Raw genomic sequence first — 24,497 nt, 5'->3', positions numbered from 1 at the left:
GCGTCCGGACCTCGGTCCTCCCGGCCCTGGGGGAGGGCCGTGAAATAGAGTGGGCGCCGTGGACCATCCCCTCGACCTGACCTCCGTCGCCCAGGACTACCTCAAGGTGGTGTGGTCCGCGCAGGAGTGGTCCGACGAGCCGGTGACCACCAAGCTCCTCGCGGACCGGCTCGGCGTCGGGGCCTCGACCGTCTCGGAGACCGTGCGCCGCCTGTCGTCGCAGGGGCTCCTGGTGCACGCGCGCTACGGTGCGATCGAGCTCACGGACCTCGGGCGATCGCACGCGGTCGCGATGGTCCGTCGGCACCGGATCCTCGAGACGTACCTGGTCTCGGAGCTGGGCTACTCGTGGGACGAGGTCCACGACGAGGCCGAGGTGCTCGAGCACGCGGTCTCGGACCTGATGCTCGACCGCATCGACGCCCTGCTCGGCCATCCCACGCGCGACCCGCACGGCGACCCGATCCCCACGGCGTCCGGGTTCGTCCCGCGTCCGGCGGCGATCCGGCTCTCGGAGCTCGACGCGGGGGCGTGCGCGGTCGTGGCGCGGATCTCGGACTCGGACCCGGACGTGCTGCGCTACCTGGCCGAGCTGGGCCTGGGCCTCGACGCCGAGGTCCGCGTGCACGAGCGGCGCGAGTACGCGGGCACCATGGCGATCACGTGGGGGAGCGACGCGAGCCCGGTCCACCTGGGACTGCCGGCGGCGTCGCGCGTGTGGGTCGTGCCCGCGCCTCTCGCCACGGACTCCGCCCCGGTCTAGACTGACGGTCTTCCCGCATCACGCTGCCGATGGCGCCGGCGCTGCGTTCGAAACGATTCGATCCTTGCAACGACACCCTTGAAGGGGGCGCCTTGACCGTCGACAGCACCGGCCTGCCCGGGACGACCGACACCCGCTCCGACGCGCCCGTCCCGGGCGCGGACCGCCGTCGGGCACGCACCGGCGGCGCACCCCGCAGCACCCGGACCGCAGGCCTCGCGCTGCTCGCGCTCGCCGTGGGCGGCTTCACGATCGGCACCACCGAGTTCGCGACCATGGGCCTGCTGCCCGACATCGCGACCGCGTTCGACGCCTCCATCCCCCTGACCGGGCACGCGATCACGGCCTACGCCGTGGGCGTCGTGGTCGGCGCGCCGCTCCTGACCGTGCTCGCCGCACGCGTCTCGCGCAAGAAGCTCCTCGTGGGCCTCATGCTCGCCTACACGCTCGGCAACGTGCTGTCCGCCGCGGCCCCCAGCCTCGAGTGGCTCATCGCGGGCCGGTTCTTCGCCGGGCTGCCGCACGGCGCGTTCTTCGGCGTCGGGGCGGCCGTCGGGGCCGCCGTGGCGGGCCCCGGACGCCGCGGCCACGCCGTCGCCATGATGATGACGGGGCTGACCGTCGCGAACGTCGTGGGCGTGCCGCTCTCGACCTACGCCGGGCAGGTGCTCGGGTGGCGCGCGGCGTTCGTGCTCATCGGCGTCCTGGGCGGGATCACGCTCCTTGCCCTGTGGCGCTGGGTCCCGGCCGGGTCCGGCGACACCGGGTCGAGCGTGGGCCAGGAGCTCGCGGCGCTCAAGAACGGCGCGCTCTGGATCAGCTTCGTGGGTGGGGCGATCGGGTTCGGCGGCATGTTCGCGGTCTACTCCTACGTCGCCCCGACCATGACCGAGGTCACCGGGCTCTCGCTCGGCGTGGTCCCCGTGGTCCTCGCGATCTTCGGCCTGGGCATGACGCTCGGGACGGTCGTCGGGGGCAGGCTCGCGGACAAGGACGTCATGCGCACGGTCTGGATCGGGTTCGGGTCCACGGCCGCGGCCCTCGTCGCGTTCGCGCTCACGGGCCAGAGCCCCGTGCCCGCGGTCGCGGCGCTGTTCCTGCTGGGCGTGACCTCCCAGATCCTGGGGCTCGCGCTCCAGACCCGCCTCATGGACCTCTCGCCGGACGCCCCCTCGCTCGGCGCCGCGCTGTGCCACTCGGCGCTCAACGTGGGCAACGCCAACGGGGCGTTCCTCGGCGGTCTCGTGATCGCCGCGGGCTGGGGCTACCTCGCCCCGGCCTGGACAGGGCTCGCGCTGACGCTCGTGGGGCTCGCGATCATCGTGGCCTTCGGTCGCCAGCGCGTCGCGCACGTCCGCGAGGACGTGGTCCCGGCAGACGCGCCCGTCGAGGAGACGGTCGCCGCGTCCTGAGGTGACGGACCGGCGAGACCTCCAGCCAAACCTCAGAGTTCGCCGGTACCTTGGGCCCACCTGTGTGCCGGAAGTGCACACGCAGACCTCCAGGAGCGGTTCGTGAGCGAGAGCCCCACCCGTCCTTCCCGTGCCGGGCGCACCCCGGCGCCCCGCGCGCAGCGCCCGGACGCAGCCGCAGAGCTGCCCGACGTCGACGCCAAGAACCTCTCGACCCGAGCCTTCGGGTGGGTCCTCGTGGTGGCGGGCGCGATCGGCCTGGTCGGCGCCGCCTGGCTCGCGATCGAGAAGTACCTCAAGCTCATCGACCCGAACCACGTCGCGTCGTGCTCGCTCAACCCGTTCCTCGACTGCGGTCCCGCGATGGCGTCGTGGCAGGGCACCCTGCTCGGGTTCCCCAACCCCTACCTCGGGGTAGCGGCGTTCCCCGTGGTCATGACGATCGGCGTCGTGGTGCTGACCGGTGCGCGTCTGCCGCGCTGGTTCTGGCTCACGATGCTCGCCGTCACGACGGTCGCGATGGGGCTCATCGTCTTCCTCGTGTGGACGAGCCTCTACGTGCTCGTCGTGCTCTGCCCCTTCTGCATGGTCGTGTGGGCCGCGATGATCCCGCTGTTCTGGTACCAGGTCGTGCACGCCGTGCAGGAGGGGTACCTCCCGGTCGGCGAGGGCGCGAAGCGGCTGATCGTCGACAACCGCGGGATCCTGCTCGCCGTGATGTACGTCCTCCTCGTGGCCTGGGTCTTCCTGGAGATGGGCCCCACGATCGTCACCTACCTCCAGAGCACCTGATCGGCGGCCGGAGGGGCCGGACGGCCCTCGGCAGCACCTGACAGGTCCAGAACCCACCGGGCCGGTGGCCGGCACCACCGGCCCGGTGACCCGCCCCCGCTCGCCCGGGAGACCCGGACGGACAGCGACCGGGCAGCGCGGGGTGCGCTGCGCCGTCGGGCCGGTCACACCCCGGCGGGCGGCGACCGGAGCACCCCGTGCCCAGCAGCGACGACGCTGCCGGGCGCCCCCGCGCCGAACGGTAAACTCGCGGGGTGAGCACGCCAGAGAACCCCGCCCCCGAGAACCCCGCCGAGTCCGCGCACACCGCCCCCGCGGCCTCGCTCGAGACGACCTCCCACCGCTACACGCCCGCCCTCGCGCAGGACATCGAGCTCCGGTGGCAGGACGCGTGGGAGGAGCGCGGCACGTTCTTCGCGGCCAACCCCTCGGGGCACCTCACCGACGGCGAGGGCAGGCACGCCGACGGCCGCTCGCCGTACTTCATCATGGACATGTTCCCGTACCCCTCGGGCGCGGGCCTGCACGTGGGCCACCCGCTCGGGTACATCGCGACCGACGTCGTCGGACGCTTCCGACGCATGTGCGGCGACAACGTGCTGCACGCGCTGGGCTACGACGCGTTCGGCCTGCCCGCCGAGCAGTTCGCGGTGCAGACCGGCCAGCACCCGCGCGTCACGACCGAGGCCAACATGGCCAACATGAAGCGCCAGCTGCGCCGGCTCGGCCTGGGGCACGACTCGCGCCGCTCGTTCGCGACGATCGACCCCGAGTACATCCGCTGGACCCAGTGGATCTTCCTGCAGATCTTCGAGGCCTGGTACGACGAGGACGCCGAGCGTCCCGACGGCGGCACGGGCCGTGCGCGCCCCATCACCGAGCTCGTGGCCGAGTACGCCGCAGGTACGCGTGCCGTCCCCGGCCACCCCGAGGGCACCCGCTGGGAGGACCTCGACCGCGTCGCGCAGCGCGCCGTGATCGACCCGCAGCGCCTGGCCTACGTGTCCGAGTCGCCCGTGAACTGGGCGCCGGGCCTGGGCACCGTGCTCGCGAACGAGGAGGTCACGTCCGACGGTCGCTCCGAGCGCGGCAACTTCCCCGTCTTCCAGCGCAGCCTGCGCCAGTGGAACATGCGCATCACGGCGTACGCGGACCGCCTGGCCGACGACCTGGACCTCATCGACTGGCCGGAGAAGGTCAAGTCGATGCAGCGCAACTGGATCGGTCGCAGCGAGGGCGCCACCGTGCGCTTCGCGATCGACGGTGCGATCGGCGGGAGCAGCCCCGTCGGCGACGTCGAGGTCTTCACGACGCGCCCCGACACCCTGTTCGGCGCGACGTTCATGGTCGTCTCGCCCGAGCACCCGCTGCTCGACGAGGTCCCGGCCGAGTGGCCCGACGGCACGCACGACGTCTGGACCGGCGGGCACGCGACCCCGATCGACGCCGTCGCGGCCTACCGCAAGGAGGCCGCCGCCAAGACCGCGGTCGAGCGCCAGGCCGACGCGGGCAAGAAGACCGGCGTGTTCACGGGCCACCTCGCCGTGAACCCCGTCAACGGTGTGCTCATCCCCGTGTTCACCGCGGACTACGTCCTCATGGGCTACGGCACGGGCGCCATCATGGCGGTCCCCGGCGGCGACGATCGCGACCACGCGTTCGCCGAGGCCTTCGAGCTGCCCGTGGTCCGCACGGTCGCGGCCCCCGAGGACCACGAGGGCGCCTGGACCGGCGACGGCGAGATCGTCAACTCGTCCAACGACGAGATCTCACTCGACGGCCTGAGCGTGCCCGACGCCAAGCGCGCCATGATCGAGTGGCTCGAGGCCAAGGGCATCGGCAGCGGCACCGTGACCTACCGCCTGCGCGACTGGCTCTTCAGCCGTCAGCGCTACTGGGGCGAGCCGTTCCCCATCGTCTACGACGAGAACGACCAGCCCATCGCGCTGCCGGACTCGCTGCTGCCCGTCAACCTCCCCGAGGTCCCGGACTACTCGCCGCGCACCTACGAGCCGGACGACGCCGACTCCTCGCCCGAGCCGCCGCTGGGCCGCAACGAGGACTGGGTCAACGTCACGCTCGACCTGGGCGACGGCCCCAAGACCTACCGCCGCGACACCAACACCATGCCCAACTGGGCAGGGTCGTGCTGGTACTACCTGCGCTACCTCGACCCGGCGGACACCGAGCACATGGCCTCGCCCGAGCTCGAGAAGTACTGGACCGGCCCCGGGCACAACGCCACGGCCGGCCCCGCGGGCGGTGTCGACCTGTACGTGGGCGGCGTCGAGCACGCCGTGCTGCACCTGCTCTACGCGCGCTTTTGGCACAAGGTGCTCCTGGACCTGGGGCACGTGACCAGCACCGAGCCGTTCCACAAGCTCTTCAACCAGGGCTATGTGCAGGCCTATGCGTACACCGACTCGCGTGGCGCGTACGTGCCCGCGGAAGAGGTCGTCGAGGAGAGCAGCGGCGATGAGGTCCGGTATCTGTGGAAGGGCGAGCCCGTCAACCGTGAGTACGGGAAGATGGGCAAGTCGCTCAAGAACGTCGTGACGCCCGACGACATGTACGAGGCCTACGGCGCCGACACGTTCCGCGTGTACGAGATGTCCATGGGACCGCTCGACCTGTCGCGCCCCTGGGACACGCGCGCGGTCGTCGGCTCGCAGCGCTTCCTGCAGCGGCTGTGGCGCAACGTCGTGTCCGAGGACTCGGGCGAGACGACGGTCTCGGAGGAGCCCGCGGAGGTCGCGACCCTGCGCCTGGTCCACCGCACCATCGCCGACGTGCGCGTCGAGATGGAGCACATGCGCTCCAACACGGCGATCGCCAAGCTCATCGCGCTCAACAACCACCTCACGGGCCTGGACCGGGTGCCCCGCGAGGCGATCGAGCCGCTGATCCTCATGGTCGCGCCCATCGCGCCGCACATCGCGGAGGAGCTGTGGTCCCGGCTCGGTCACCCGCAGTCGCTCGCGCACGAGCCCTTCCCGGTCGCTCTCGACGAGTACCTGGTCGAGGACACCGTGACGTGCGTCGTGCAGGTCCAGGGCAAGGTCCGCAGCCGGCTCGAGGTCTCGCCCTCGATCGGGGACGACGAGCTGCGCGAGCTGGCCCTGGCGGACGCGAACGTGCAGCGCACGCTCGACGGGCGCGGGATCCGCACGGTGATCGTGCGGGCGCCCAAGCTCGTGAACGTGGTCCCGGCCTGACGTTCGTCGCTTGAGTGCGGAGCAGTTGTCGTGGATCGAGATGATCTGCGACAACTACTCCGCACTCAGCGTTTCTGGAGGGCTGCCCGGACGCGGGCGACGAACCGTTCGGGGTGCCGGAGGACGTCGTCGGCGGTGGCGGTGATGATGATCCAGCCTGCGGCCTCGAGGCGTTGGCGGCGTTCGACGTCGCGCCGCCAGGTGGCGGGGTCGGTGCGGTGGACGTCGCCGTCGTACTCGATCGCGATGCGTCGCTCGGGGTAGGACATGTCGGGCAGGGCGAGGAAACGGCCCTGGTCGTCGATCGCCGCCCGGTTGACGACCGGGCAGGGAAGCCCGGCGTGGACCAGCAGGAGCCTGGCCCTGGTCTCCATGCTGGAGTCCGTACCGGGCTGGACGAGATCGAGCGCAGCGCGGGCCTTCGTCAGCCCCTTCATCTTATGGGTCGAGTCCGTGAGGGTGCGCAGGTCGGCGAGGTTCGTGGCCGCTCCCTTGCGCCGGAGCATCGCGTCGCCCAGGACGACGAGCTCGTCGATGGTGAGCCGGTGTGACAGATGGAGCCAGGTCTGGGCGGCCGACGTCACGAGCAGTCCGTGATGCAGCACCGTCGTCAGGTTCGACTGACCGCAGTAGTGCGAGACCACACCTTTGCGCGCCGGGCGGGTATGACGTGCGGCGGCCACGACGTGGATGCTTCGGTCGCGGGAGAGGCGCCAGGGAAGCTCGACCCCTAGCAGGTGCAGAGCCGTGGCGGGGCACAGGACGAGCGACAGGGCACGACAGGCTCTGGTCAGGTCGGGCGCCGCATCGGTCAAGCGGACCCCGCGGGTCGGCGTGGTGAAGCGCGGGCCACGGAGAACACCAGGGCTCACGCCCGCGGCAAGGGCGTCGGAGGTTCGGAACGCGTCAGTATCCACGGACACGATGCTGCTGACATGGAGGCGGTCGCGGAGCGCTGCCGAGGAATCTGTGGACAACCACGTCGCTGAGTGCGGAGTAGATGTTGCCGATTGGGCAGACCGACGACAACTACTCCGCACTCAACCGGACAGCCCGGCGCTCACCGCCGCCGCGTCCCGAACACCGTCCGCGTGATCTCCCGGCCGAGCTGCGTCGCCATCGACCCCAGGAACTTGTCGAGCCCCGACGACGCGGTCGACTTCCGGGCCGTGCTCGTCCGCGTCCCGCTCCCGGCGCGCGCCGCGTCCCGTTCGAGCTTGGCGCGCATCTTCTCGAGCTCGTCGGCCTGCTTCTTGGCCGCCTTGTCGGCCTCCTTCTGGGCGGCCTCCTGCTCCTTGGCGAGCTGCTCGGCGAGCTCCGCCTGCTCGGCCGCGGCGTGCTGCGCGGCGATGCGCGCGGTGAGCAGCTCGTACGCCGACTCGTTGTCGACCGCCACGGCGTACCGCGCGGCGAGCGGCGACCCCGCCACGATCCCGTCGATCACGGTCTCGGGCGCCGGCTCCATGGACGACTGGGGCGCCCGGACCCGGGTCCAGGCGACCGGCGTGGGGGCGCCCTTCTCGGTCAGCACCGTGACCACGGCCTCGCCGGTCCCGAGCGACTGGAGCAGCTGTTCCAGGTCGTACGGGGACGTGGGGAACGTCCGCACGGCCGCGGCGTCGTCGGGCGTGAAGGCGCGCAGCGCGTGCTGGACCCGGTTGCCGAGCTGGGCCAGGACGTCGGCGGGCACGTCCTTGGGGCTCTGCGTCACGAAGAACACGCCCACGCCCTTGGAACGGATGAGACGCACGGTCTGCACGACCTGCTGGAGGAACTCCTTGGACGCGCCTGTGAAGAGCAGGTGCGCCTCGTCGAAGAAGAACACGAGCTTGGGCTTGTCGAGGTCGCCGACCTCGGGCAGGTCCTGGTACAGGTCCGCGAGCAGCCACATGAGGAACGTCGAGAAGAGCGCGGGCCGGTCCTGGACGGCGGGCAGCTCGAGCGCCGAGACGGTGCCGCGGCCGTCGGACGCGACGCGCAGGAGCTCGGTCGTGTCGAACGCGGGCTCGCCGAAGAACACGTCCGCCCCCTGTGCCTGCAGCGTCACGATCTCGCGCAGGATGACCCCGGCCGTGGCCGCGGACAGCCCGCCGATGCCCTTGAGCTCGGCCTTGCCGTCGTCCGAGGTGAGGTACGCGATGGTCGACTGCAGGTCCTTGAGGTCGAGCAGCGCGAGGCCCTGCGTGTCGGCCCAGTGGAAGATCAGGCCCAGGCTCGACTCCTGCGTGTCGTTGAGCCCGAGCACCTTGGACAGCAGCAGGGGCCCGAAGTCGCTCACGGTCGTCCGGATCGGGATGCCCTTGCCGAGCCCGCCGAGCGAGTAGAACTCGACCGGATAGGTGGTCGGCTTCCAGTCCTGCCCGATGCTCGCGGTCCGCTCGAGGATCTTCTCGCCGCTCGCGCCCGGCACCGCGAGCCCGGACAGGTCGCCCTTGATGTCGGCGACGAACGTCGGCACCCCGGCGTCGGAGAGTCCTTCGGTCATGCCCTGCAGCGTCTTGGTCTTGCCCGTGCCGGTGGCCCCGGCGACGAGCCCGTGCCGGTTGAGCATCGCGAGCGCGAACCCGACCTGGACGTCGGCGCGTGGGACGGGGTCGCCGGGGGTCCGGTCGGGCGCTTCGAGCAGCGCGCCGAGCGCGAGCGTCCCTCCCTTGGTGGCGTAGCCCGCGGCGACCTCGGCGGGGTACCCCTCGAGCGGCCCGGGGGAGGTGCCCGACGGCGGAGCGTCCGCGGGAGGAGCGGCGTCCGTCGGAGCGGGGCCGGCTTCGTCGCTGCCCGACGGCGGAGCGTCCGCGGCTACGGCGCTCGCCTCGGCGGTGGCCTCGGACCTGGCCGGGACGGCGGGTCCCGACGGTGCGCCACCGGCCGGCGCGCCCGGGGCCGACGAGGCTGCAGCGGCCTGCGCCGCCTCGAGCGCGGCCTGGGCCGCGGCTGCCTTCGCCTCGGCCGCCTCGGCGGCTGCCTGTGCGGCGGCGGCCTTCAGGGCGGCGAGCTCTGCGGGGGAGGGGGCTGCGTCGTCGGGCATGTCTCGGATCCTAGGGCGGCGCCGGGGTGAGCGCGCGGCGCACGCACGCCCTCGCGGGCCGACCGCGTGCGACCGCAGGGGCACGCCACGTAGGATCTCCCGAAGATGAGTCCTGCCAAGCCTCCGGCCGTCCACGTCGTCACGGACTCGACCGCCTCCCTTCCCCCGGGTGACCGCCCGTCCCTGTCCGTGGTGCCGCTGCAGGTGCTGGTCGGTGACGAGACGTTCCTCGAGGGCGTCGACGTGTCACCCGACGACGTCGCCGCCAGGATCGGCTCGGGCCAGCGCGTCACGACCTCCCAGCCGACGCCGCACGCCCTGGTGCAGGCCTACGAGGCGGCGGCCCGTGCGGGGGCGCGCTCGGTCGTCTCGATCCACCTCTCGGGAGACCTGTCGGGCACCGTGCACGCGGCGGCCCTCGCGGCGACGCGGTCTCCGATCCCGGTGCGCGTCGTGGACTCCCGGACCGTGGCCATGGGCCTGGGTTTCGCGGCGCTGGCCGCGGCCGACTCCGCGGCGGCCGGTGCGACGATCGACGAGGTGGCCCGGAGGGCGATCGGGGTCGCCGACTCGAGCCGCGCGATCTTCATGGTCGACTCGCTCGAGCACCTGCGGCGCGGCGGACGCCTGGGGGCCGCGGCGGCTGCGCTCGGCACGGTGCTGGGCGTGCGCCCGCTCCTCGCGGTGCGCGACGGTCGGATCGAGGTGATCCAGAAGGTCCGGACCCGGGCTGCGGCGGTCGAGCGGCTCGTGCACGTCGCCGTCGAGTCGGTCGAGCGGCGCGCCGAGCCCGAGCTCGCGGTCCACTTCCTGGGGGACGACGCCGCGGCGACCGAGGTCGCCGAGCGGCTGCTCGACGCAACCGGGGTGCGGGCTGCGGTGACTCCTGTGAGCGCGGTCGTGGGCGTGCACGCGGGGCCGGGAGTCCTGGCGATCGTCGTGGCCGACCGCGCGACCTGAGGCTCTGGGCGGTGTCTGGCCGTGCACAGGCGGGTTCGAAGGCCCCTCCTCCACAGGGGATCCCTGATGCCCCGCGAGGCGTGAGCGGACGCGCCTAGCGTGCCGGGGTGACCTTCTCCCGCGTGCGCCGCCCGCACGACACGACGCCTGCTGACCCGCTCGCCGAGCCGCCGGGCGAGGACGGCGCGGCCCGGCTGCGAAGGCTGCGGAGCGTCCCGGGTGCGGCACCCGGGCCCGCGGCCGTCCGGGGTGCGTCGGCCCCGTCGGTGCGGGGGGCCGAGCCTGCGGACAGCTTCTCGTCCGTGACTCTCGACCCGGACCTGAGGCCGGAGGAGCGGCAGGACCCCGGGCCGGAACCGGCGTGGTGGAGCGTCTCGGCGGGCGTGGCGACCGAACCCTCGACCGACGGTCGAGGGCCCGGTGAGGAGGGACGCGGCCCCTTACGCTCGACCTCACGTCGAGGGTTGGACGACGGGGGACCGCAGCCGTCGAGCGTGCAGGACGGCCCCGCCGGGACACGCGGCGCGCTCGACGCGGTCGCCGCCGCGTACACCGCGGCGAACGGCCACCCGACGTCGCACGCGGGATTCGAGCACGTGCCCGACGGCGGTCCCCGCCGCTGGTCCGTGGCCGCGCGGACGGCCGTGGTGGCGGCGGTCACGGTCCTGCTGCTCGCGGTCGGTGTCGGCGCGTGGACCCTTCGGGGAGATGGCGACCTGCGCCCTGTGGCGACGCTCGCCGACCCAGCGGCCGCCTCCGAGGGCGGCGCCGGGCCGGGCGGGCAGGCGTCGAGCGAGACCAGGGCCTCGGACGACGGGGCTTCGACCGGGCCGGGTGCGACCGGGGCGAGCGACGTCGGGGCGACCGGTGCGGCCGGGGCGAGCGACGTCGTCGTGCACGTGGTCGGCGCGGTGGGTGCTCCCGGGCTCGTGACCGTGCCCGAGGGGTCACGCGTGGCCGACGCGCTCGCCGCCGCAGGGGACGCCACGGCTGAGGCGGACCTCGCGGGAGTCAACCTGGCGCGCGAGGTCGTCGACGGCGAGCAGATCGTCGTGCCCCGCCCGGGGGAGGTCGTCGCTGCGGCGCCCGGTCCCGCGACCGCGCCGGGCAGCGAGGCCGGACCCGTCGACCTCAACTCGGCGGACCAGACCGCGCTCGACGCCCTGTCGGGGATCGGGCCCGTGCTAGCGGCCCGGATCGTCGAGTGGCGCGAGGCCAACGGGAGGTTCACGAGCGTCGAGGAGCTCGGGGAGGTGAGCGGGATCGGCGACGCGCTGCTCGCGAGGCTGCGCGACCAGGTACGGGTCTGAGGTGGGGAACCGATCCCCGGCCAGAGGCGCCCCTGTGTCCGCGAGCGCCCCGACGATCCCCGCTCCGGGCGTGGCCCCGGTGCCCACGCCGCGCCAGGTCTCGGCCACCGACCTGCGGCTGGTCCCGGGTGCGCTCGTGGCCTGGGGAGTCGCGTGGTGGCTCACCGCGGCAGGGCCCAGGACGGCCCTCGTGGGAGCGGCGGCAGCAGCCGGACTGCTCGCGCTGATGGGCGTGCTGCTGCTCGTGCGGCGGGCCCGCCCACCCCGTGGGCTCGGTCAGTGCGTCCTCGTGACGGCGTGCGCGCTCGCGGTCCTGCTGGGCGGGACGGCCGACCTCGTCGCGCGGGAGCGTGGGGGAGCCGCGGACCTCGCGGGCCAGGGGGCGACGGTCGAGGTCGTGGGACGGGTCGTCAAGGAGCCCGTCGTGGTCGTGAACCCGTGGTCGGGCGCGTCGGACAGCGTCCGCACGGCCCTGGACCTGACCACGGTCGAGGGGAGAGGTGTCGTCGCGCCGGGTGGGGGCCGGATCGGGGTGCTGGGCGACCTCGCCTGGGGCGAGGCCGACTACGGGGCCGAGGTCCGCGCGTCGGGCCGGCTCCTGCCTGCCGGCCCCGGCGACCGGACGGTGGCCACCCTCGTCGCGAGCGGGCCGCCGGTCGTGACCGCGCCGCCCTCCCGGGCGCTGGGCGTCGTGGGCGTGCTCCGCGCGGACCTGCTGACGGCCTCGGACGGTCTGCCCGCCGACGCCCGTGCGCTGCTCCCGGGCGTCGCGGTCGGCGACACCTCGCGCATCGACGACGAGCTCGACGCGGCCCTCAGGACGACCGGCCTGACGCACGTCACCGCGGTCTCGGGCGGCCACTTCGCGATCGTCATGGCGACCGTGACGGCGCTGTGCGCGCTGGCCCGGGCGCCGCGCGGTGTGCGCATCGGGGTCACTGGCGCGGTCATGGCGGGGTTCGTGCTGCTCGTCCATCCCGACCCGAGCGTGCTGCGTGCCGCGGCCATGGGGGTGGTCGGGCTGGTCGGGATCGGGCTGGGGCGTCCCTCGCGCGCTGTGCCCGCGCTCGCGGCCGTCGTCGTCGTGCTGCTCGTGCTCGACCCGTGGCTCGCGCGCTCGTACGGGTTCGTGCTGTCGAGCGTCGCGACCGCCGCCCTCGTGCTGGGCACCCAGCCCGTGGCACGACGTCTCGCGCCGTGGATCGGCAAGGGGCCCGCGTTCGCGCTCGCGGTCCCGCTCACGGCCCAGCTCGCGTGCGCGCCGGTCCTGGTCCTGCTCGACCCGTCGATCGCGACGTACGCCGTACCGGCGAACCTGGTCGCGGCGCCCGCGCTCGTGCCCGCGACGGTGCTCGGGGTGCTCGCCACGCTCGTGGCCCCCTGGTTCCCGCTGGGAGGGGTCGTGCTCGCGTGGCCCGCGGGCCTCGCGTCCTGGTGGATCGCGGCGGTCGCCCGGTTCTTCACCGGGCTGCCCGGGGCGCGCGTGCCGTGGCCGGGTAGTGCGCTGGGAGCGGTGGCGCTCGCCCTGCTGACCCTCGCGGCGCTGGTCCTGGTGTGGTGCTGGCGGCGTGTGGCGGGCCTGCTGGGCGTGCGGGTCCCGTGGAGCCGGGGGAGCGGCTGGCCGCACACGTGGCGCACGGCGGTGCGCGCGGGCGTCCGGGAGGCGTTGGCTGCCCGACGGCGGCGCGCGACCCTGCGCCTCGTCGCGGCGTGGGCCGTGGTCGCCGTGGGAGCGGTCGGGTGCGTGGTGATCGCGTGGCCCCGCTGGATCGCACCGGCCGGCCGGGACGTCCCGGCGGACTGGGCCGTGGCCGCGTGCGACGTCGGCCAGGGGGACGGGCTCGTGGTCCGGACCGGCGACGGGCGCGGACTCATGATCGACGTCGGTCCGGCGGGAGACGCCGCAGGGCGGTGCCTCGACGACCTGGGGATCGAGCGCCTCGACCTGCTCGTCCTGACCCACTTCCATGCCGACCACGTCGGGGGGCTCGGCGCGGTGCTCGACGGGCGCCAGGTGGGACGAGCGCTCGTGACCGGGCTCGGTGACCCCGCAGAGCAGGCTGAGTGGGTGCTCGACGACCTCGCCGACCGAGGTGTTCCCGTGGAGGTGGCCGAACCCGGTGCGGGCGGCACGCTCGGCGACGTGTCGTGGGAGGTGCTGCAGGCGGGCTCCACGCCCGGTCCCGGCGCCTCCGGAGACGGACGTCCCCGTCTCGCCGAGGCCGACGGGGGAGCCAACGACGCGAGCATCGCGCTGCGTGTCGTGACCCCGCGGCTCACGCTCGTGGCGCTCGGCGACCTGGAGGCTGGGGGACAGGAGACGCTCGACCGGACGCTGCGAGCCCGCGCGGGCGTCCCGTCGGTCGACGTCGTCAAGGTCGCGCACCACGGCTCGCGCGTCCAGTCCGCACGCCTTGCCGCGACGCTGAGCCCGGCGGTCGCGATCGTCAGCTCGGGTGAGAACACGTACGGGCACCCTACTCAGGAGGCCCTCGACCTCTACGCGGGCGTGGGAGCCGCAGTCCTCCGCACGGACCGATGCGGGACCTTCGCGCTCGTCGTGCGCGACGGGGCGCTCGCGGTCGCGGGGTGCGAGGACGGGTGACGGCGACGGACGAGCCGGGCGTCGGCTGCTGAGGGCCCGCCCCCAGGCGCCGCGCGCTGGTGAGTCGTGCCCCGCCAGGCGTCGGCGATGTGCCCTCGGTGGGTGGCCCGTGGGATCGTTGTGCCCATGGCTCCCGCTCCCTCCCGCACCTCTGCCCGCCCGTCCGCGACGCTCCCCTGGAACGCGGTCGAGCTCGCCCCTGTGGTGCTGGTGCAGGGGCCGGAGGGTCTGCTCGCGGAGCGTGCCGTCGACTCGTTGCTCGAGCTCGCACGGGCCCGCGATGCGGAGGCGGAGAAGACAGAGATCGAGGCGGTGACGTATCAGTCGGGCATGCTGACGGTCGCCGCGAGCCCGTCCCTCTTCGGTGAGCCCAAGTTCGTGGTCGTGCGGGGCGCCGAGGCCGCGGCCGACGCGCTCATCCCCGACGTGGTGGACTACGTCGCCTCGCCGGACCCGGAGACGACCGTCGTGATCGTGCACGGCGGCGGCGTCCGAGGCAAGAAGATGCTCGACGCGATCCGGGCGAGCGGCGCGCCGGTCGTGGCGTGCGAGGCCATCAAGAAGGACGCCGACAAGCTCTCGTTCGTCGCAGCCGAGTTCAAGGCGGCGGGTCGCCGTGCCGACGCAGCGGCCGTCAAGGCCCTCGTCGAGGCGCTCGGGAACGACCTGCGCGAGCTCGCGAGCGCGTGCGCCCAGCTCGTGGCGGACACGACCGGCACCATCGGCGCCGCGACGGTCGACAAGTACTACGGCGGTCGCGTTGAGGCGAGCGGTTTCCGCGTGGCCGACGCGGCCGTGGCGGGCAAGGCTGGTGAGGCCGTGTCCCTGCTGCGCCACGCGCTGGCGACCGGCGCGGACCCGGTGCCGCTCGTCGCGGTGCTCGCGATGAAGCTGCGCACGCTCGCCAAGGTCGCGGCCATGCGCGGGCGGGGAGGGGCGTCGGCCAAGGACCTGGGCCTGGCGCCGTGGCAGATCGACCGGGCCCGCAAAGACCTCTCGAGCTGGACCCCTGAAGGCCTCGCGGCGGCGATCACGGCGGTCGCCCAGGCCGACGCCGAGGTCAAGGGCGGCGGACGCGACCCGGTGTTCGCGGTCGAGCGCGCGGTCCTGGTGATCGCGGGAGCGCACGGCACCGGTCGGTGACCCGGCCCCGGAGCATCGCCGGCGGCGATACCCCGGGCCGCAGCTCGATCCGGGTCAGGCCGGCCGGGGAGGACGACCTCGCGAGCATCGCGGGAATCGAACGCCGCGCGGCGCGCGGCGCAAACCTCGACCAGGTGCGCCTCGCCATGGCCGACCCGGGACGGTTCGTGGTCGTCGCGACGATTGACGATGCCGTGGCGGGGTGGGCGAAGACGCACTGGTGGCAGTACGCCGGCGGCCCCGCTCCGGTCGGCCACTACCTGCGCGGGATCACGGTCGACCCGGAGGCCCGCCGTCGGGGCGTCGGGGCCGCGTTGACCCAGGCACGCATGGACTGGGTCTCGGGTCGCGCCTCGTTCGTCTGCTACGTCGTGAACGCGACGAACGCCGCGTCGATCGCGCTCCACCGCCGGTGGGGGTTCCACGAGGTGGCGCGCGCCACGTCGTTCCACACGATCCAGTTCACGGGAGGCAGCGGCGTGCTGCTGCGGGCCGGGCTGGACGGGATGCCTCAGGAAGCCTGAGAGCCAACCCCGGACACACGAGAGGCGCTGCTCCGTGGAGGGAGCAGCGCCTCTCGACGTTCACCGTGCTGCCCGAGGTGGATCAGGGGCGCACAAGGTCACGCGTGGAAGGGAGTGTCAGGCTCAGAGAGCGTTGACGGCCTTCGCGAGTGCCGACTTGCGGTTAGCAGCCTGGTTCTCGTGAATGACACCCTTGGAGACTGCCTTGTCGAGCTTCTTCGACGCGACGACGAGGGCGCTGGTTGCGGCCTCCTTGTCACCGGCGGCGACGGCCTCGCGAACGCGGCGAACGTTCGTCCGGAGCTCCGACTTGACAGCCTTGTTGCGCAGACGAGCCTTCTCGTTCGTCTTGATGCGCTTGATCTGAGACTTGATGTTAGCCACGTGTGGACTTTCTGGTGTGTTCGCCGAAGCGATCGAATAGGTCGTAGAGGGCGATTCCAGCTCCGGGACTGGGGGTGGGGAACCCTTGGAGAGGAGCTGGAACTGTGCCCGCCGACCTGGGCGGACACGCGACCACCAAGACTACCAGCCGACCGCAGGATCAGCCAGAACGCTGGAACGCCGCCCTTCGTGCGGCCCGCGCCGCCCTTCACGCCGCCCGCGCGCGCCCCGTGCGGCGCCCTGCGCAGGGGCCAGCAGACCCCGACCGCACGGTCTCGTGCCGGGACGGAGCCTCAGACCTTGCCCATCTCGCGGATGATCGTGTCGAACGTCGAGCGGCCCATGACGGCCCCTTCGCGGCGCACGGCGCCGGGGTCGACGCGGATCACGCGGTCGAGGCGCACCTCGGAGTCGCGCCCCTGAGCGTCCCAGGGACCGGAGCCGATGTCGAGCCAGTGCCGGCCCCAGCGGGCCTCGTCCGCGGCGTCGCGGGAGTGGTCCTTGCTCGTGAGCATGATCGCGAGCAGCCAGCCGCCGTCACGCCCCACGAGCAGCACGGGACGGTCCTTGCCCTGGGTGAAGTCCTCCTCGTAGGGGACCCAGGTCCACACGATCTCGCCGGGGTCCGGGTCGCCGTCGAGCTGCGGCGCGTACTCGGCGCGCACCCGGCCGGTGTAGTCGCCGGGGTAGGTGCCCGCGCCGGGCTGGGGCCCGCGCGTCTGGGCGGGGGCGGGCTTGCGGCCCGCAGGCCGCGTGCTCGCGGCCCCTGGCGAGGCTCCCGCGGTGGTGCGCGGTCCAGGCTTGGGGCGGGCCGTGCCCGACGACGGCGCACCGGACCCGGGTCGGGGAGCGACACCGCGCGGGGTGCCCGGCGTCGTCGGGCCGGAGGTCGTACGACCCGTGCCCGAGCCACCCGACCGCGACGAGCCGCCGAGCGCGCCGAGGATCGCGCGGGCCGCGTCCGTGAGCAGGGAGATCCACTTGTTCTGAGCCACGCCCGCAATCTACCCGTATCCGGCACGGCGCCCCGAGCGGGCCTGCACGGGCCGTCGGCAAGCCGCCGCCCGGCACGCACCGGCCACCGCACCTGTGGCCGAACCGCCGGGGACCAGCCCCTGCGTCGACCGCCCGTCACACCCGGACGCGACCGGTAACACGCGGGACACGCCACGGGAACACCGCGTGACTACGGTCCCGGTCATGGCAGACCTCTTCGACGACTATCCCCGCTCACGGGCCTGGGACGAGATGCTCGACGAGGACGGCGGGCTGCGTCCCCGGTTCGAGCGTGTGCACACGACCATGACCCGCCTCACCGCGGCCGAGGTCTCCTCGCGGGCGGAGGCCCTGGCCCGCTCCTACCTCGCGCAGGGCGTGACGTTCGACGTCGCGGGCGAGGAGCGCCCTTTCCCGCTCGACGTGGTCCCGCGGGTCATCGAGGCCGACGAGTGGGACCGGATCTCCGCGGGGGTGGCCCAACGGGTCCGGGCGCTCGAGGCGTTCCTCGCGGACGTCTACGGCCCGCAGCGCTGCGTCCGGGACGGGGTGGTCCCGCAACGGCTCATCCTGTCCTCGGCCGACTTCCACCGGGCCGCGTACGGGATCGAGCCGCCCAACGGGGTGCGCGCGCACGTCTCGGGGATCGACCTGATCCGCGACGAGGCGGGCGACTTCCGGGTGCTCGAGGACAACGTGCGGGTCCCGAGCGGGGTCAGCTACGTGATCTCCAACCGGCAGGCCATGGTGCAGACCTTCCCCGAGCTGTTCTCGAGCCTGCGCATCCGTCGCGTGATCGACTACCCGCGCCGGCTCCTGGCCGCGCTGCTCGCCGCGGCCCCCGACGGCGTCCCGGACCCGACGGTCGTCGTCCTGACCCCCGGCGTCTTCAACTCGGCCTACTACGAGCACTCGCTGCTCGCCCGGCTCATGGGCGTCGAGCTCGTCGAGGGGCGCGACCTGTTCTGCGCGGGCGGGCGCGTCTACATGCGCACCACCAAGGGCCGCCGCCGCGTCGACGTCATCTACCGACGGGTCGACGACGCCTTCCTCGACCCGGTGCAGTTCCGTGCCGACTCGATCCTGGGCGTCCCGGGGCTGCTCGGGTGCGCGCGGCTCGGCACCGTGACGCTCGCCAACGCCGTGGGCAACGGGGTCGCGGACGACAAGCTGGTCTACACCTACGTCCCGGACCTCATCCGCTACTACCTGGCCGAGGAGCCGTTGCTGCCGAACGTCGACACATGGCGCCTGCAGGAGCCCGAGGCGCTCGCGGAGGTGCTCGACCGCCTCGACGAGCTGGTCGTCAAGCCCGTCGACGGCTCGGGGGGCAAGGGGATCCTCGTGGGTCCGGCGGCATCTCGTGCCGAGCTCGACGCCATGCGTCGGCGGCTCCAGGCAGACCCTCGCGGGTGGGTCGCGCAGCCGGTGGTGCAGCTCTCGACCGCGCCGACCTTCGTCGACGGGCGCTTCCGCCCCAGGCACGTGGACCTGCGCCCGTTCGCGGTCAACGACGGCACGGACGTCTGGGTCCTGCCGGGCGGGCTCACGCGCGTGGCCCTGCCCGAGGGGCAGCTCGTCGTCAACAGCTCCCAGGGTGGAGGGTCCAAGGACACGTGGGTCCTGGGCGAGGGGGCCCGGCAGGTGGTCGACGACGTCGCGCCCGTGGCGCTCGCGGCGTCCGGGGCGTCGTCGGTCGGCGTCCCGATCGCGACCAACCCCGCGGACGCGGCCCTGGGCGCGGGGAGCCGGCACCAGCAGCAACAGCAGCAGCAGGCGAGCGACCGCCCGGGCGCGGTCCCTCCCGAGCCCGAGGCCGCACCGGCCCCGGGCCACGTGGCGACGGACGGGGAACGACCATGCTGAGCCGGATCGCGGAGTCCCTCTTCTGGATCGGTCGGTACGTCGAGCGCGCGGACGACACGGCCCGCATCCTCGACGTGCACGTCCAGATGCTCAGCGAGGACCCGTGGGCCGCGGAGGATCTGGCCTGCCGGTCGCTCCTGACGGTCATGGACCACCCGGTCGAGCCGGGCACCGGGCTCGTGGACCGGGCCCACGTCCTGCGCGTTCTGGCCCACGACCAGCTCAACCCGTCGTCGATCGCGGGGTCGCTCGTCGCGTCGCGCGAGAACGCCCGGCGTGCGCGCGAGATCATCTCGACCGAGCTCTGGGAGTGCCTCAACACGACCCGCAACCAGGTCTCGGGCAGCATCCGCCTGGCCCGTCCGCACGACTACTTCTCGTGGGTGCGCGAGCGGGCGGCGATCGTCGCGGGGCTCATGGACTCGGCCACGAGCCGGGACGCGACGTGGCACTTCATGCTCCTGGGCCGGTCGATCGAGAGGGCGGACATGACGGCTCGGCTCGTGACGACCCAGACCCGTCTGGGGCACGCGGGGCCGGGGTGGACCACCCTGCTGCGCTCGTGCGGCGCCTACGAGTCGTACCTGCGGGTCTACCGCGGCATCGCCTCGGACGAGCGGGCCGCGGGTTTCCTGCTGCTCGACCGCCTGTTCCCGCGCTCGATCGTGTGCGCGCTCGAGAGCGCGGAGGCGTGCCTGCGCGAGCTCGAGCCAGAGGGGCGGCACGGGGTCAGCGACGACGCGCGGCGCGAGCTCGGCAGCGTCCGTGCGAGCCTCGAGTTCGCGCCGCTCGAGGAGGTCCTCGAGGACCTGCCCGCCGCGATGGAGCGCGTCCAGCGCGCCTGCTCGCGCGCGAGCGACGCGATCAAGCAGCGGTACTTCCCGTCTGCTGCCGCCACGACATGGGTAGGAGAGGCGCTGTGAGCACCGAGACGATCGAGGACGCCGGCAGGCGCACCCTGCGTGTGGTCCACACGACGACGTTCGACTACGAGGCGCCCGTGACGGCGTCGTACAACGAGGCACGCATGACGCCCGCGGCGGGCCCGGCGCAGGACGTGCTCGACGCCTCCGTCGCGGTCCAGCCGACCACGTGGTCGCACGAGTACGTCGACTACTGGGGCACGACGGTGACCGCGTTCGAGGTCCTCGAGCCCCACCGCCGACTGACGATCGTCGCGACCGCGACGGTCGAGGTCGCCCCACCCCCGGGCGGCGGGGGGCAGGCCACGTGGGAGGAGCTCGGCGGGGAGGACGTCGTGGACGCCCAGGCGGCGTACCTCACGGACAGTGCGACCACCGCGGTGCCTGACGACGTCGCGGCGCTCGCGCTCGACGTCGCCGCGGGGCTCGACCCCGAGTCGGCGGCCGAGGCGATCTGCCTCGCGCTGCGCGACCGGCTCGACTACGTCCCGGGGGTGACCACGGCGCACACGCCCGCAGCCGAGGCGTGGCTGGCGCGCAAGGGCGTGTGCCAGGACATGGCGCACCTGTGCGCAGGTGCGCTGCGGAGCGTCGGCATCCCGGCCCGCTACGTCTCGGGCTACCTGTACCCGGTCACGGACGGGGTGGTCGGGGAGACCGTCACGGGGGAGTCGCACGCCTGGATCGAGTGGTGGACGGGCGCGTGGCGCGGCTACGACCCGACCAACCGCCGCCGAGCGGGGCTCGACCACGTGGTGCTCGGGCGAGGACGCGAGTACGAGGACGTGGCACCGCTCAAGGGCGTGTACGCCGGCGCGGCCGCGAGCGACCTGGAGGTCACGGTCGAGATCACGCGCACGGCCTGACACCTGGCGGCGCGGGCCGCCCGGGGGAGCCGGGCCGGGACGCGGCCCGGGCCCCCGGGTCGCGCGCCGGGGGTCCGACCTGCGCACGGGCGGGCTCGGGCCCGCGCGGCCCGCCGTGGGCCACCGGGTGCGGGCCGGGTGCGGGCTCGTGGGACAATGATGGTTGCTGTCCGACCCTGCGCGCGGCGACCAGCGACCTGCCGAGCAGAACCCGGCGGCTCACGCTCCGTCGTCGAGCACCGAGCCGCAGGTCCGGGCGCCGTCCGCCGCCCCGTCTTGACCCACCACAGGAGCGCACCCCCGTTGTCCCCGATCCCCAGCGCCCAGCTGAGCACCCGCATCCAGCCCGCGGCGACGCCGCCCGAGCTGCTGCGCAACTTCTGCATCATCGCGCACATCGACCACGGCAAGTCCACGCTGGCCGACCGCATGCTGCAGCTGACCGGCGTCGTCGACGCGCGCGCCATGCGTGCGCAGTACCTCGACCGCATGGACATCGAGCGCGAGCGCGGCATCACGATCAAGTCGCAGGCCGTGCGCATGCCGTGGGCCGTGCGAGAGGGTGACGACCCGGACGACACGTCGGCGCCGCTCGTCCCCTACGCCCTGAACATGATCGACACGCCCGGGCACGTCGACTTCACGTACGAGGTCTCGCGCTCGCTCGCCGCGTGCGAGGGGGCTGTGCTCCTCGTGGACGCCGCGCAGGGCATCGAGGCGCAGACGCTCGCCAACCTCTACCTCGCGATGGAGAACGACCTCGCGATCATCCCCGTGCTCAACAAGATCGACCTGCCGGCCGCGCAGCCCGAGAAGTACGCCGAGGAGATCGCTGGTCTCGTGGGCGTCGACCCCTCGACGGTCCTGAAGGTCTCGGGCAAGACGGGCACGGGCGTGACCGAGCTGCTCGACCGCATCGTCCAGGAGGTGCCGGCCCCTCAAGGGGACGCCGACGCCCCGGCGCGCGCCATGATCTTCGACTCGGTCTACGACACCTACCGCGGTGTCGTGACCTACGTCCGTGTGGTCGACGGCAGCCTGAACCCGCGCGAGAAGATCGTCATGATGTCGACGCGCGCGACGCACGAGCTCCTCGAGATCGGCGTGAGCGCGCCCGAGCCTCACCCCACCAAGGGGCTCGGCGTGGGCGAGGTCGGCTACCTCATCACGGGCGTCAAGGACGTGCGCCAGTCCAAGGTCGGTGACACCGTGACCAACGCGGGCAAGCCGGCGGAGGACGCGCTCGGTGGTTACAGCGACCCCAAGCCCATGGTGTTCTCGGGCCTGTACCCGATCGACGGTTCGGACTACCCGGTCCTGCGCGACGCCCTGGACAAGCTCAAGCTCAACGACGCGGCGCTCAACTACGAGCCCGAGACCTCGGTCGCGCTCGGCTTCGGCTTCCGCGTGGGCTTCCTGGGCCTGCTGCACCTCGAGATCGTGCGCGAGCGCCTCGAGCGCGAGTTCGACCTCGAGCTCATCTCGACCGCGCCGAACGTCGTCTACGAGGTGACCCTCGAGGACCGCTCGGTCGTCACGGTCACCAACCCGAGCGAGTTCCCGGGCGGCAAGATCGGCGAGATCCGTGAGCCCATCGTCAAGGCCACGATCCTGTGCCCCACCGAGTTCATCGGTGCGGTCATGGAGCTGTGCCAGGGCAAGCGTGGCGTGCTGGGCGGCATGGACCACCTCTCGCAGGACCGCGTCGAGCTGCGGTACACGCTGCCCCTCGCAGAGATCGTGTTCGACTTCTTCGACCAGCTCAAGTCCAAGACGCGCGGCTACGCGTCGCTCGACTACGAGCTCTCGGGCGAGCAGGCGGCGGACCTGGTGAAGGTCGACATCCTGCTCCAGGGCCAGACGGTCGACGCGTTCAGCGCGATCGTTCACAAGGACAAGGCGTACTCGTACGGCGTCATGATGACGGAGAAGCTCAAGGAGCTCATCCCGCGCCAGCAGTTCGAGGTCCCCATCCAGGCCGCCGTGGGCGCGCGCGTGATCGCCCGCGAGACCATCCGCGCGATCCGCAAGGACGTGCTCGCCAAGTGCTACGGCGGCGACATCAGCCGCAAGCGCAAGCTGCTCGAGAAGCAGAAGGAGGGCAAGAAGCGCATGAAGACGATCGGTACGGTCGAGGTCCCCAAGGACGCGTTCATCGCGGCGCTGTCCTCCGACGGCGCGGGCAGCAGCGGCGGCAAGGACGCGAAGGACAAGTCCAAGAAGTGATGTGCTGCTCTCCTGGTGAGCGCGTGGTCCTCGCTGTCGCGGGGACCGCGCGCTCTGCGGCGTCCGGGGTGCGGGCATGAGCCCGGCGCTCCCGGACGGGATCCCCGTGCCCGACGACGGCGCTCTCCCTGCGTGGGTGGGGCCCGGTCCCGGCGGGGCCGGGTCGGACGACCACGCGGGTCGCGCGTTCGGGGTGTACCTGCACGTGCCGTTCTGCACGGTGCGCTGCGGGTACTGCGACTTCAACACCTACACGGCCTCCGAGCTGGGCGGCGGTGCGAGCCAGGCCTCGTACGCGGACACGGCCCTGCGGGAGATCGAGCTCGCGGCGCGCGTCATGGAGCAGGCGGGCCTGGCGTCGCGTCCGGTCTCGACCGTGTTCGTGGGCGGTGGCACGCCGACGCTGCTCCCCGCCGGCGACCTCGGTCGGATGCTCGCGGGCGTGCGCGACGCGTGGGGCCTGGCTCCGGGCGCCGAGGTCACGACCGAGGCCAACCCGGACTCGGTGACCCCCGAGTCGCTCGCGCAGCTCGCCGAGTCGGGGTTCACACGGGTGTCGTTCGGGATGCAGTCGGCGGTGCCGCGCGTGCTCGCGACGCTCGAACGGACCCACGACCCCCGGCGCATCCCCGACGTGGTGCGTTGGGCCCGCGAGGCGGGGCTCGCGGTGTCGCTCGACCTCATCTACGGGACGCCGGGCGAGACGCTCGACGACTGGCGCACGAGCCTCGAGGCGGCCCTGGCCACCGGGGTCGACCACGTCTCGGCGTACGCGCTCGTCGTGGAGCAGGGGACCAAGATGGCGGCCCAGGTCCGCCGTGGAGAGATCTCGTTGCCGAGCGAGGACGACCAGGCCGAGAAGTACGAGCTCGCGGACGAGCTGCTGACCGCTGCCGGGCTCGAGTGGTACGAGGTGAGCAACTGGGCGCGGCGGTCCACCGGTGCCGCCGGTGCCGCGGCGGTCGGCGCGGCGGTCGGCCCGGATCCCGCCTTCGCGTGCCGGCACAACCTGGCCTACTGGCGTGGTGAGGACTGGTGGGGCATCGGCCCAGGGGCCCACTCGTACATCGGAGGCGCGGCGAACCGTACGGACGTCAGCGGCACGCTGACCACGTCGTCGGAGTCGACGACCGACTCGTCGGACGCGTCGGGCGAGCCTGTCCAGGGCGGCCGTGAGGGCGTGCGATGGTGGAACGTGAAGCACCCGCGGCGGTACGCGGCGCTGCTCGAGGCGGGCAAGAGCCCGGCCGCCGGACGCGAGCTCCTGACGCTCGAGGAGGCGCACCTCGAACGCGTCATGCTGGGGGTGCGGCTGCGAGAGGGACTGGACCTGAGCGTCCTTACCGAGGTGGGCCGGCGCAACGTGGCCGGGATGGTCGCGGCAGGCCTCCTCGACGGCAGGGCGGCGATCCACGGCCGCGGGGTCCTGACCCTGCGCGGGAGGTTGCTGGCAGACACGGTCGTGCGGGAGCTGACGGACGGGTGAC

At 73.2% G+C, this 24,497-nt stretch carries 18 protein-coding genes; 14 read left to right on the top strand and 4 right to left on the bottom strand.

From position 1 onward, the window contains the following. Positions 1-58 precede the first annotated feature (58 nt). The 4 genes from ACIPWA_RS11445 to leuS all read left to right on the top strand — a co-directional run bounded on the left by ACIPWA_RS11445 (position 59) and on the right by leuS (position 6,182). Positions 59-763: a metal-dependent transcriptional regulator gene (locus tag ACIPWA_RS11445; RefSeq protein ID WP_282956068.1), complete on the top strand. Its 705-nt coding sequence runs from the start codon at positions 59-61 to the stop codon at positions 761-763. Between the two features lie 221 nt (positions 764-984). Then, on the top strand, positions 985-2,175 hold the full coding sequence (locus ACIPWA_RS11440) for an MFS transporter (RefSeq protein WP_056763774.1): 1,191 nt from the start codon (positions 985-987) through the stop codon (positions 2,173-2,175). A gap of 102 nt (positions 2,176-2,277) precedes the next feature. Further along, on the top strand, positions 2,278-2,967 hold the full coding sequence (locus ACIPWA_RS11435; protein WP_400290241.1) for a vitamin K epoxide reductase family protein: 690 nt from the start codon (positions 2,278-2,280) through the stop codon (positions 2,965-2,967). A 254-nt stretch (positions 2,968-3,221) separates the two neighbouring features. Next, positions 3,222-6,182, top strand: a complete 2,961-nt coding sequence (leuS, locus tag ACIPWA_RS11430; RefSeq protein WP_400290238.1) for a leucine--tRNA ligase — start codon at positions 3,222-3,224, stop codon at positions 6,180-6,182. A 65-nt stretch (positions 6,183-6,247) separates the two neighbouring features. Here the strand turns inward: leuS and ACIPWA_RS11425 are convergent, their stop codons facing one another. Both ACIPWA_RS11425 and ACIPWA_RS11420 read right to left on the bottom strand, forming a co-directional pair. Continuing rightward, entirely contained in the window at positions 6,248-6,787 is a 540-nt protein-coding gene (locus ACIPWA_RS11425; RefSeq protein ID WP_400290236.1) for an endonuclease domain-containing protein, read from the bottom strand. A gap of 455 nt (positions 6,788-7,242) precedes the next feature. After that, complete coding sequence (locus tag ACIPWA_RS11420) at positions 7,243-9,207, bottom strand: helicase HerA-like domain-containing protein (protein WP_400290233.1); 1,965 nt, start codon at positions 9,205-9,207, stop codon at positions 7,243-7,245. A 105-nt stretch (positions 9,208-9,312) separates the two neighbouring features. On the opposite strand from ACIPWA_RS11420, the gene ACIPWA_RS11415 reads away from it, so the two are divergent. From ACIPWA_RS11415 to ACIPWA_RS11395, 5 genes are all read left to right on the top strand, one after another. Next, positions 9,313-10,167 carry a DegV family protein gene (locus ACIPWA_RS11415; RefSeq protein WP_400290231.1) on the top strand — a complete coding sequence of 285 codons (855 nt, stop codon included), beginning with the start codon at positions 9,313-9,315 and terminating at the stop codon, positions 10,165-10,167. Positions 10,168-10,274: 107 nt separating this feature from the next. Further along, positions 10,275-11,477, top strand: coding sequence for a ComEA family DNA-binding protein (locus ACIPWA_RS11410; RefSeq protein ID WP_400290229.1), 1,203 nt, complete (start codon positions 10,275-10,277; stop codon positions 11,475-11,477). A 34-nt stretch (positions 11,478-11,511) separates the two neighbouring features. Continuing rightward, positions 11,512-14,082 (top strand): ComEC/Rec2 family competence protein, encoded by a 2,571-nt coding sequence (locus ACIPWA_RS11405; protein ID WP_400290227.1) that lies wholly within the window; start codon positions 11,512-11,514, stop codon positions 14,080-14,082. Positions 14,083-14,208: 126 nt separating this feature from the next. Continuing rightward, complete coding sequence (gene holA, locus ACIPWA_RS11400) at positions 14,209-15,225, top strand: DNA polymerase III subunit delta (RefSeq protein WP_068708523.1); 1,017 nt, start codon at positions 14,209-14,211, stop codon at positions 15,223-15,225. Then, a complete protein-coding gene (locus ACIPWA_RS11395) occupies positions 15,222-15,749 on the top strand; it encodes a GNAT family N-acetyltransferase (RefSeq protein WP_400290225.1) in 528 nt (175 codons plus the stop codon). The genes holA and ACIPWA_RS11395 overlap by 4 nt, the downstream gene beginning before the upstream one ends. A gap of 123 nt (positions 15,750-15,872) precedes the next feature. Here ACIPWA_RS11395 and rpsT read toward each other — a convergent pair whose 3' ends face one another. Together rpsT and ACIPWA_RS11385 are read right to left on the bottom strand one after the other, a co-directional pair. Further along, positions 15,873-16,133, bottom strand: coding sequence for a 30S ribosomal protein S20 (rpsT, locus tag ACIPWA_RS11390; RefSeq protein WP_056650751.1), 261 nt, complete (start codon positions 16,131-16,133; stop codon positions 15,873-15,875). 293 nt (positions 16,134-16,426) lie between these two features. Next, the gene (locus ACIPWA_RS11385) at positions 16,427-17,128 is read right to left on the bottom strand and encodes a type II toxin-antitoxin system PemK/MazF family toxin (protein ID WP_400290223.1); all 702 of its coding nucleotides are present in this window, start codon (positions 17,126-17,128) and stop codon (positions 16,427-16,429) included. Positions 17,129-17,333: 205 nt separating this feature from the next. Here ACIPWA_RS11385 and ACIPWA_RS11380 point away from each other — a divergent pair, with 205 nt between their 5' ends. The 5 genes from ACIPWA_RS11380 to hemW all read left to right on the top strand — a co-directional run bounded on the left by ACIPWA_RS11380 (position 17,334) and on the right by hemW (position 24,496). Then, complete coding sequence (locus ACIPWA_RS11380) at positions 17,334-18,995, top strand: circularly permuted type 2 ATP-grasp protein (RefSeq protein ID WP_083201479.1); 1,662 nt, start codon at positions 17,334-17,336, stop codon at positions 18,993-18,995. After that, the gene (locus ACIPWA_RS11375) at positions 18,989-19,918 is read left to right on the top strand and encodes an alpha-E domain-containing protein (protein ID WP_068626416.1); all 930 of its coding nucleotides are present in this window, start codon (positions 18,989-18,991) and stop codon (positions 19,916-19,918) included. The genes ACIPWA_RS11380 and ACIPWA_RS11375 overlap by 7 nt, the downstream gene beginning before the upstream one ends. Then, positions 19,915-20,784, top strand: coding sequence for a transglutaminase family protein (locus ACIPWA_RS11370; RefSeq protein ID WP_400290219.1), 870 nt, complete (start codon positions 19,915-19,917; stop codon positions 20,782-20,784). The genes ACIPWA_RS11375 and ACIPWA_RS11370 overlap by 4 nt, the downstream gene beginning before the upstream one ends. A 303-nt stretch (positions 20,785-21,087) precedes the next feature. Further along, positions 21,088-23,010 carry a translation elongation factor 4 gene (gene lepA / locus ACIPWA_RS11365; RefSeq protein WP_400290216.1) on the top strand — a complete coding sequence of 641 codons (1,923 nt, stop codon included), beginning with the start codon at positions 21,088-21,090 and terminating at the stop codon, positions 23,008-23,010. Between the two features lie 76 nt (positions 23,011-23,086). Beyond that, on the top strand, positions 23,087-24,496 hold the full coding sequence (gene hemW, locus ACIPWA_RS11360; RefSeq protein WP_068626412.1) for a radical SAM family heme chaperone HemW: 1,410 nt from the start codon (positions 23,087-23,089) through the stop codon (positions 24,494-24,496). The last annotated feature ends 1 nt before the right edge of the window (position 24,497 follow it).

This window comes from Oerskovia enterophila, assembly GCF_044748475.1.
Taxonomy (GTDB): Bacteria; Actinomycetota; Actinomycetes; order Actinomycetales; family Cellulomonadaceae; genus Oerskovia; species Oerskovia enterophila.
The sequence above is the reverse complement of the archived record's forward strand: the minus strand, read 5'-3'. Positions and strand labels throughout refer to the sequence as shown.

What these genes read in the sequence shown, in the direction of transcription:
- ACIPWA_RS11420 (WP_400290233.1), bottom strand. Translation starts at nt 9,207, where the DNA reads ATGCCCGACGACGCAGCCCCCTCCCCCGCAGAGCTCGCCGCCCTGAAG.
- ACIPWA_RS11415 (WP_400290231.1), top strand. Translation starts at nt 9,313, where the DNA reads ATGAGTCCTGCCAAGCCTCCGGCCGTCCACGTCGTCACGGACTCGACC.
- holA (WP_068708523.1), top strand. Translation starts at nt 14,209, where the DNA reads ATGGCTCCCGCTCCCTCCCGCACCTCTGCCCGCCCGTCCGCGACGCTC.
- ACIPWA_RS11380 (WP_083201479.1), top strand. Translation starts at nt 17,334, where the DNA reads ATGGCAGACCTCTTCGACGACTATCCCCGCTCACGGGCCTGGGACGAG.
- ACIPWA_RS11375 (WP_068626416.1), top strand. Translation starts at nt 18,989, where the DNA reads ATGCTGAGCCGGATCGCGGAGTCCCTCTTCTGGATCGGTCGGTACGTC.
- hemW (WP_068626412.1), top strand. Translation starts at nt 23,087, where the DNA reads ATGAGCCCGGCGCTCCCGGACGGGATCCCCGTGCCCGACGACGGCGCT.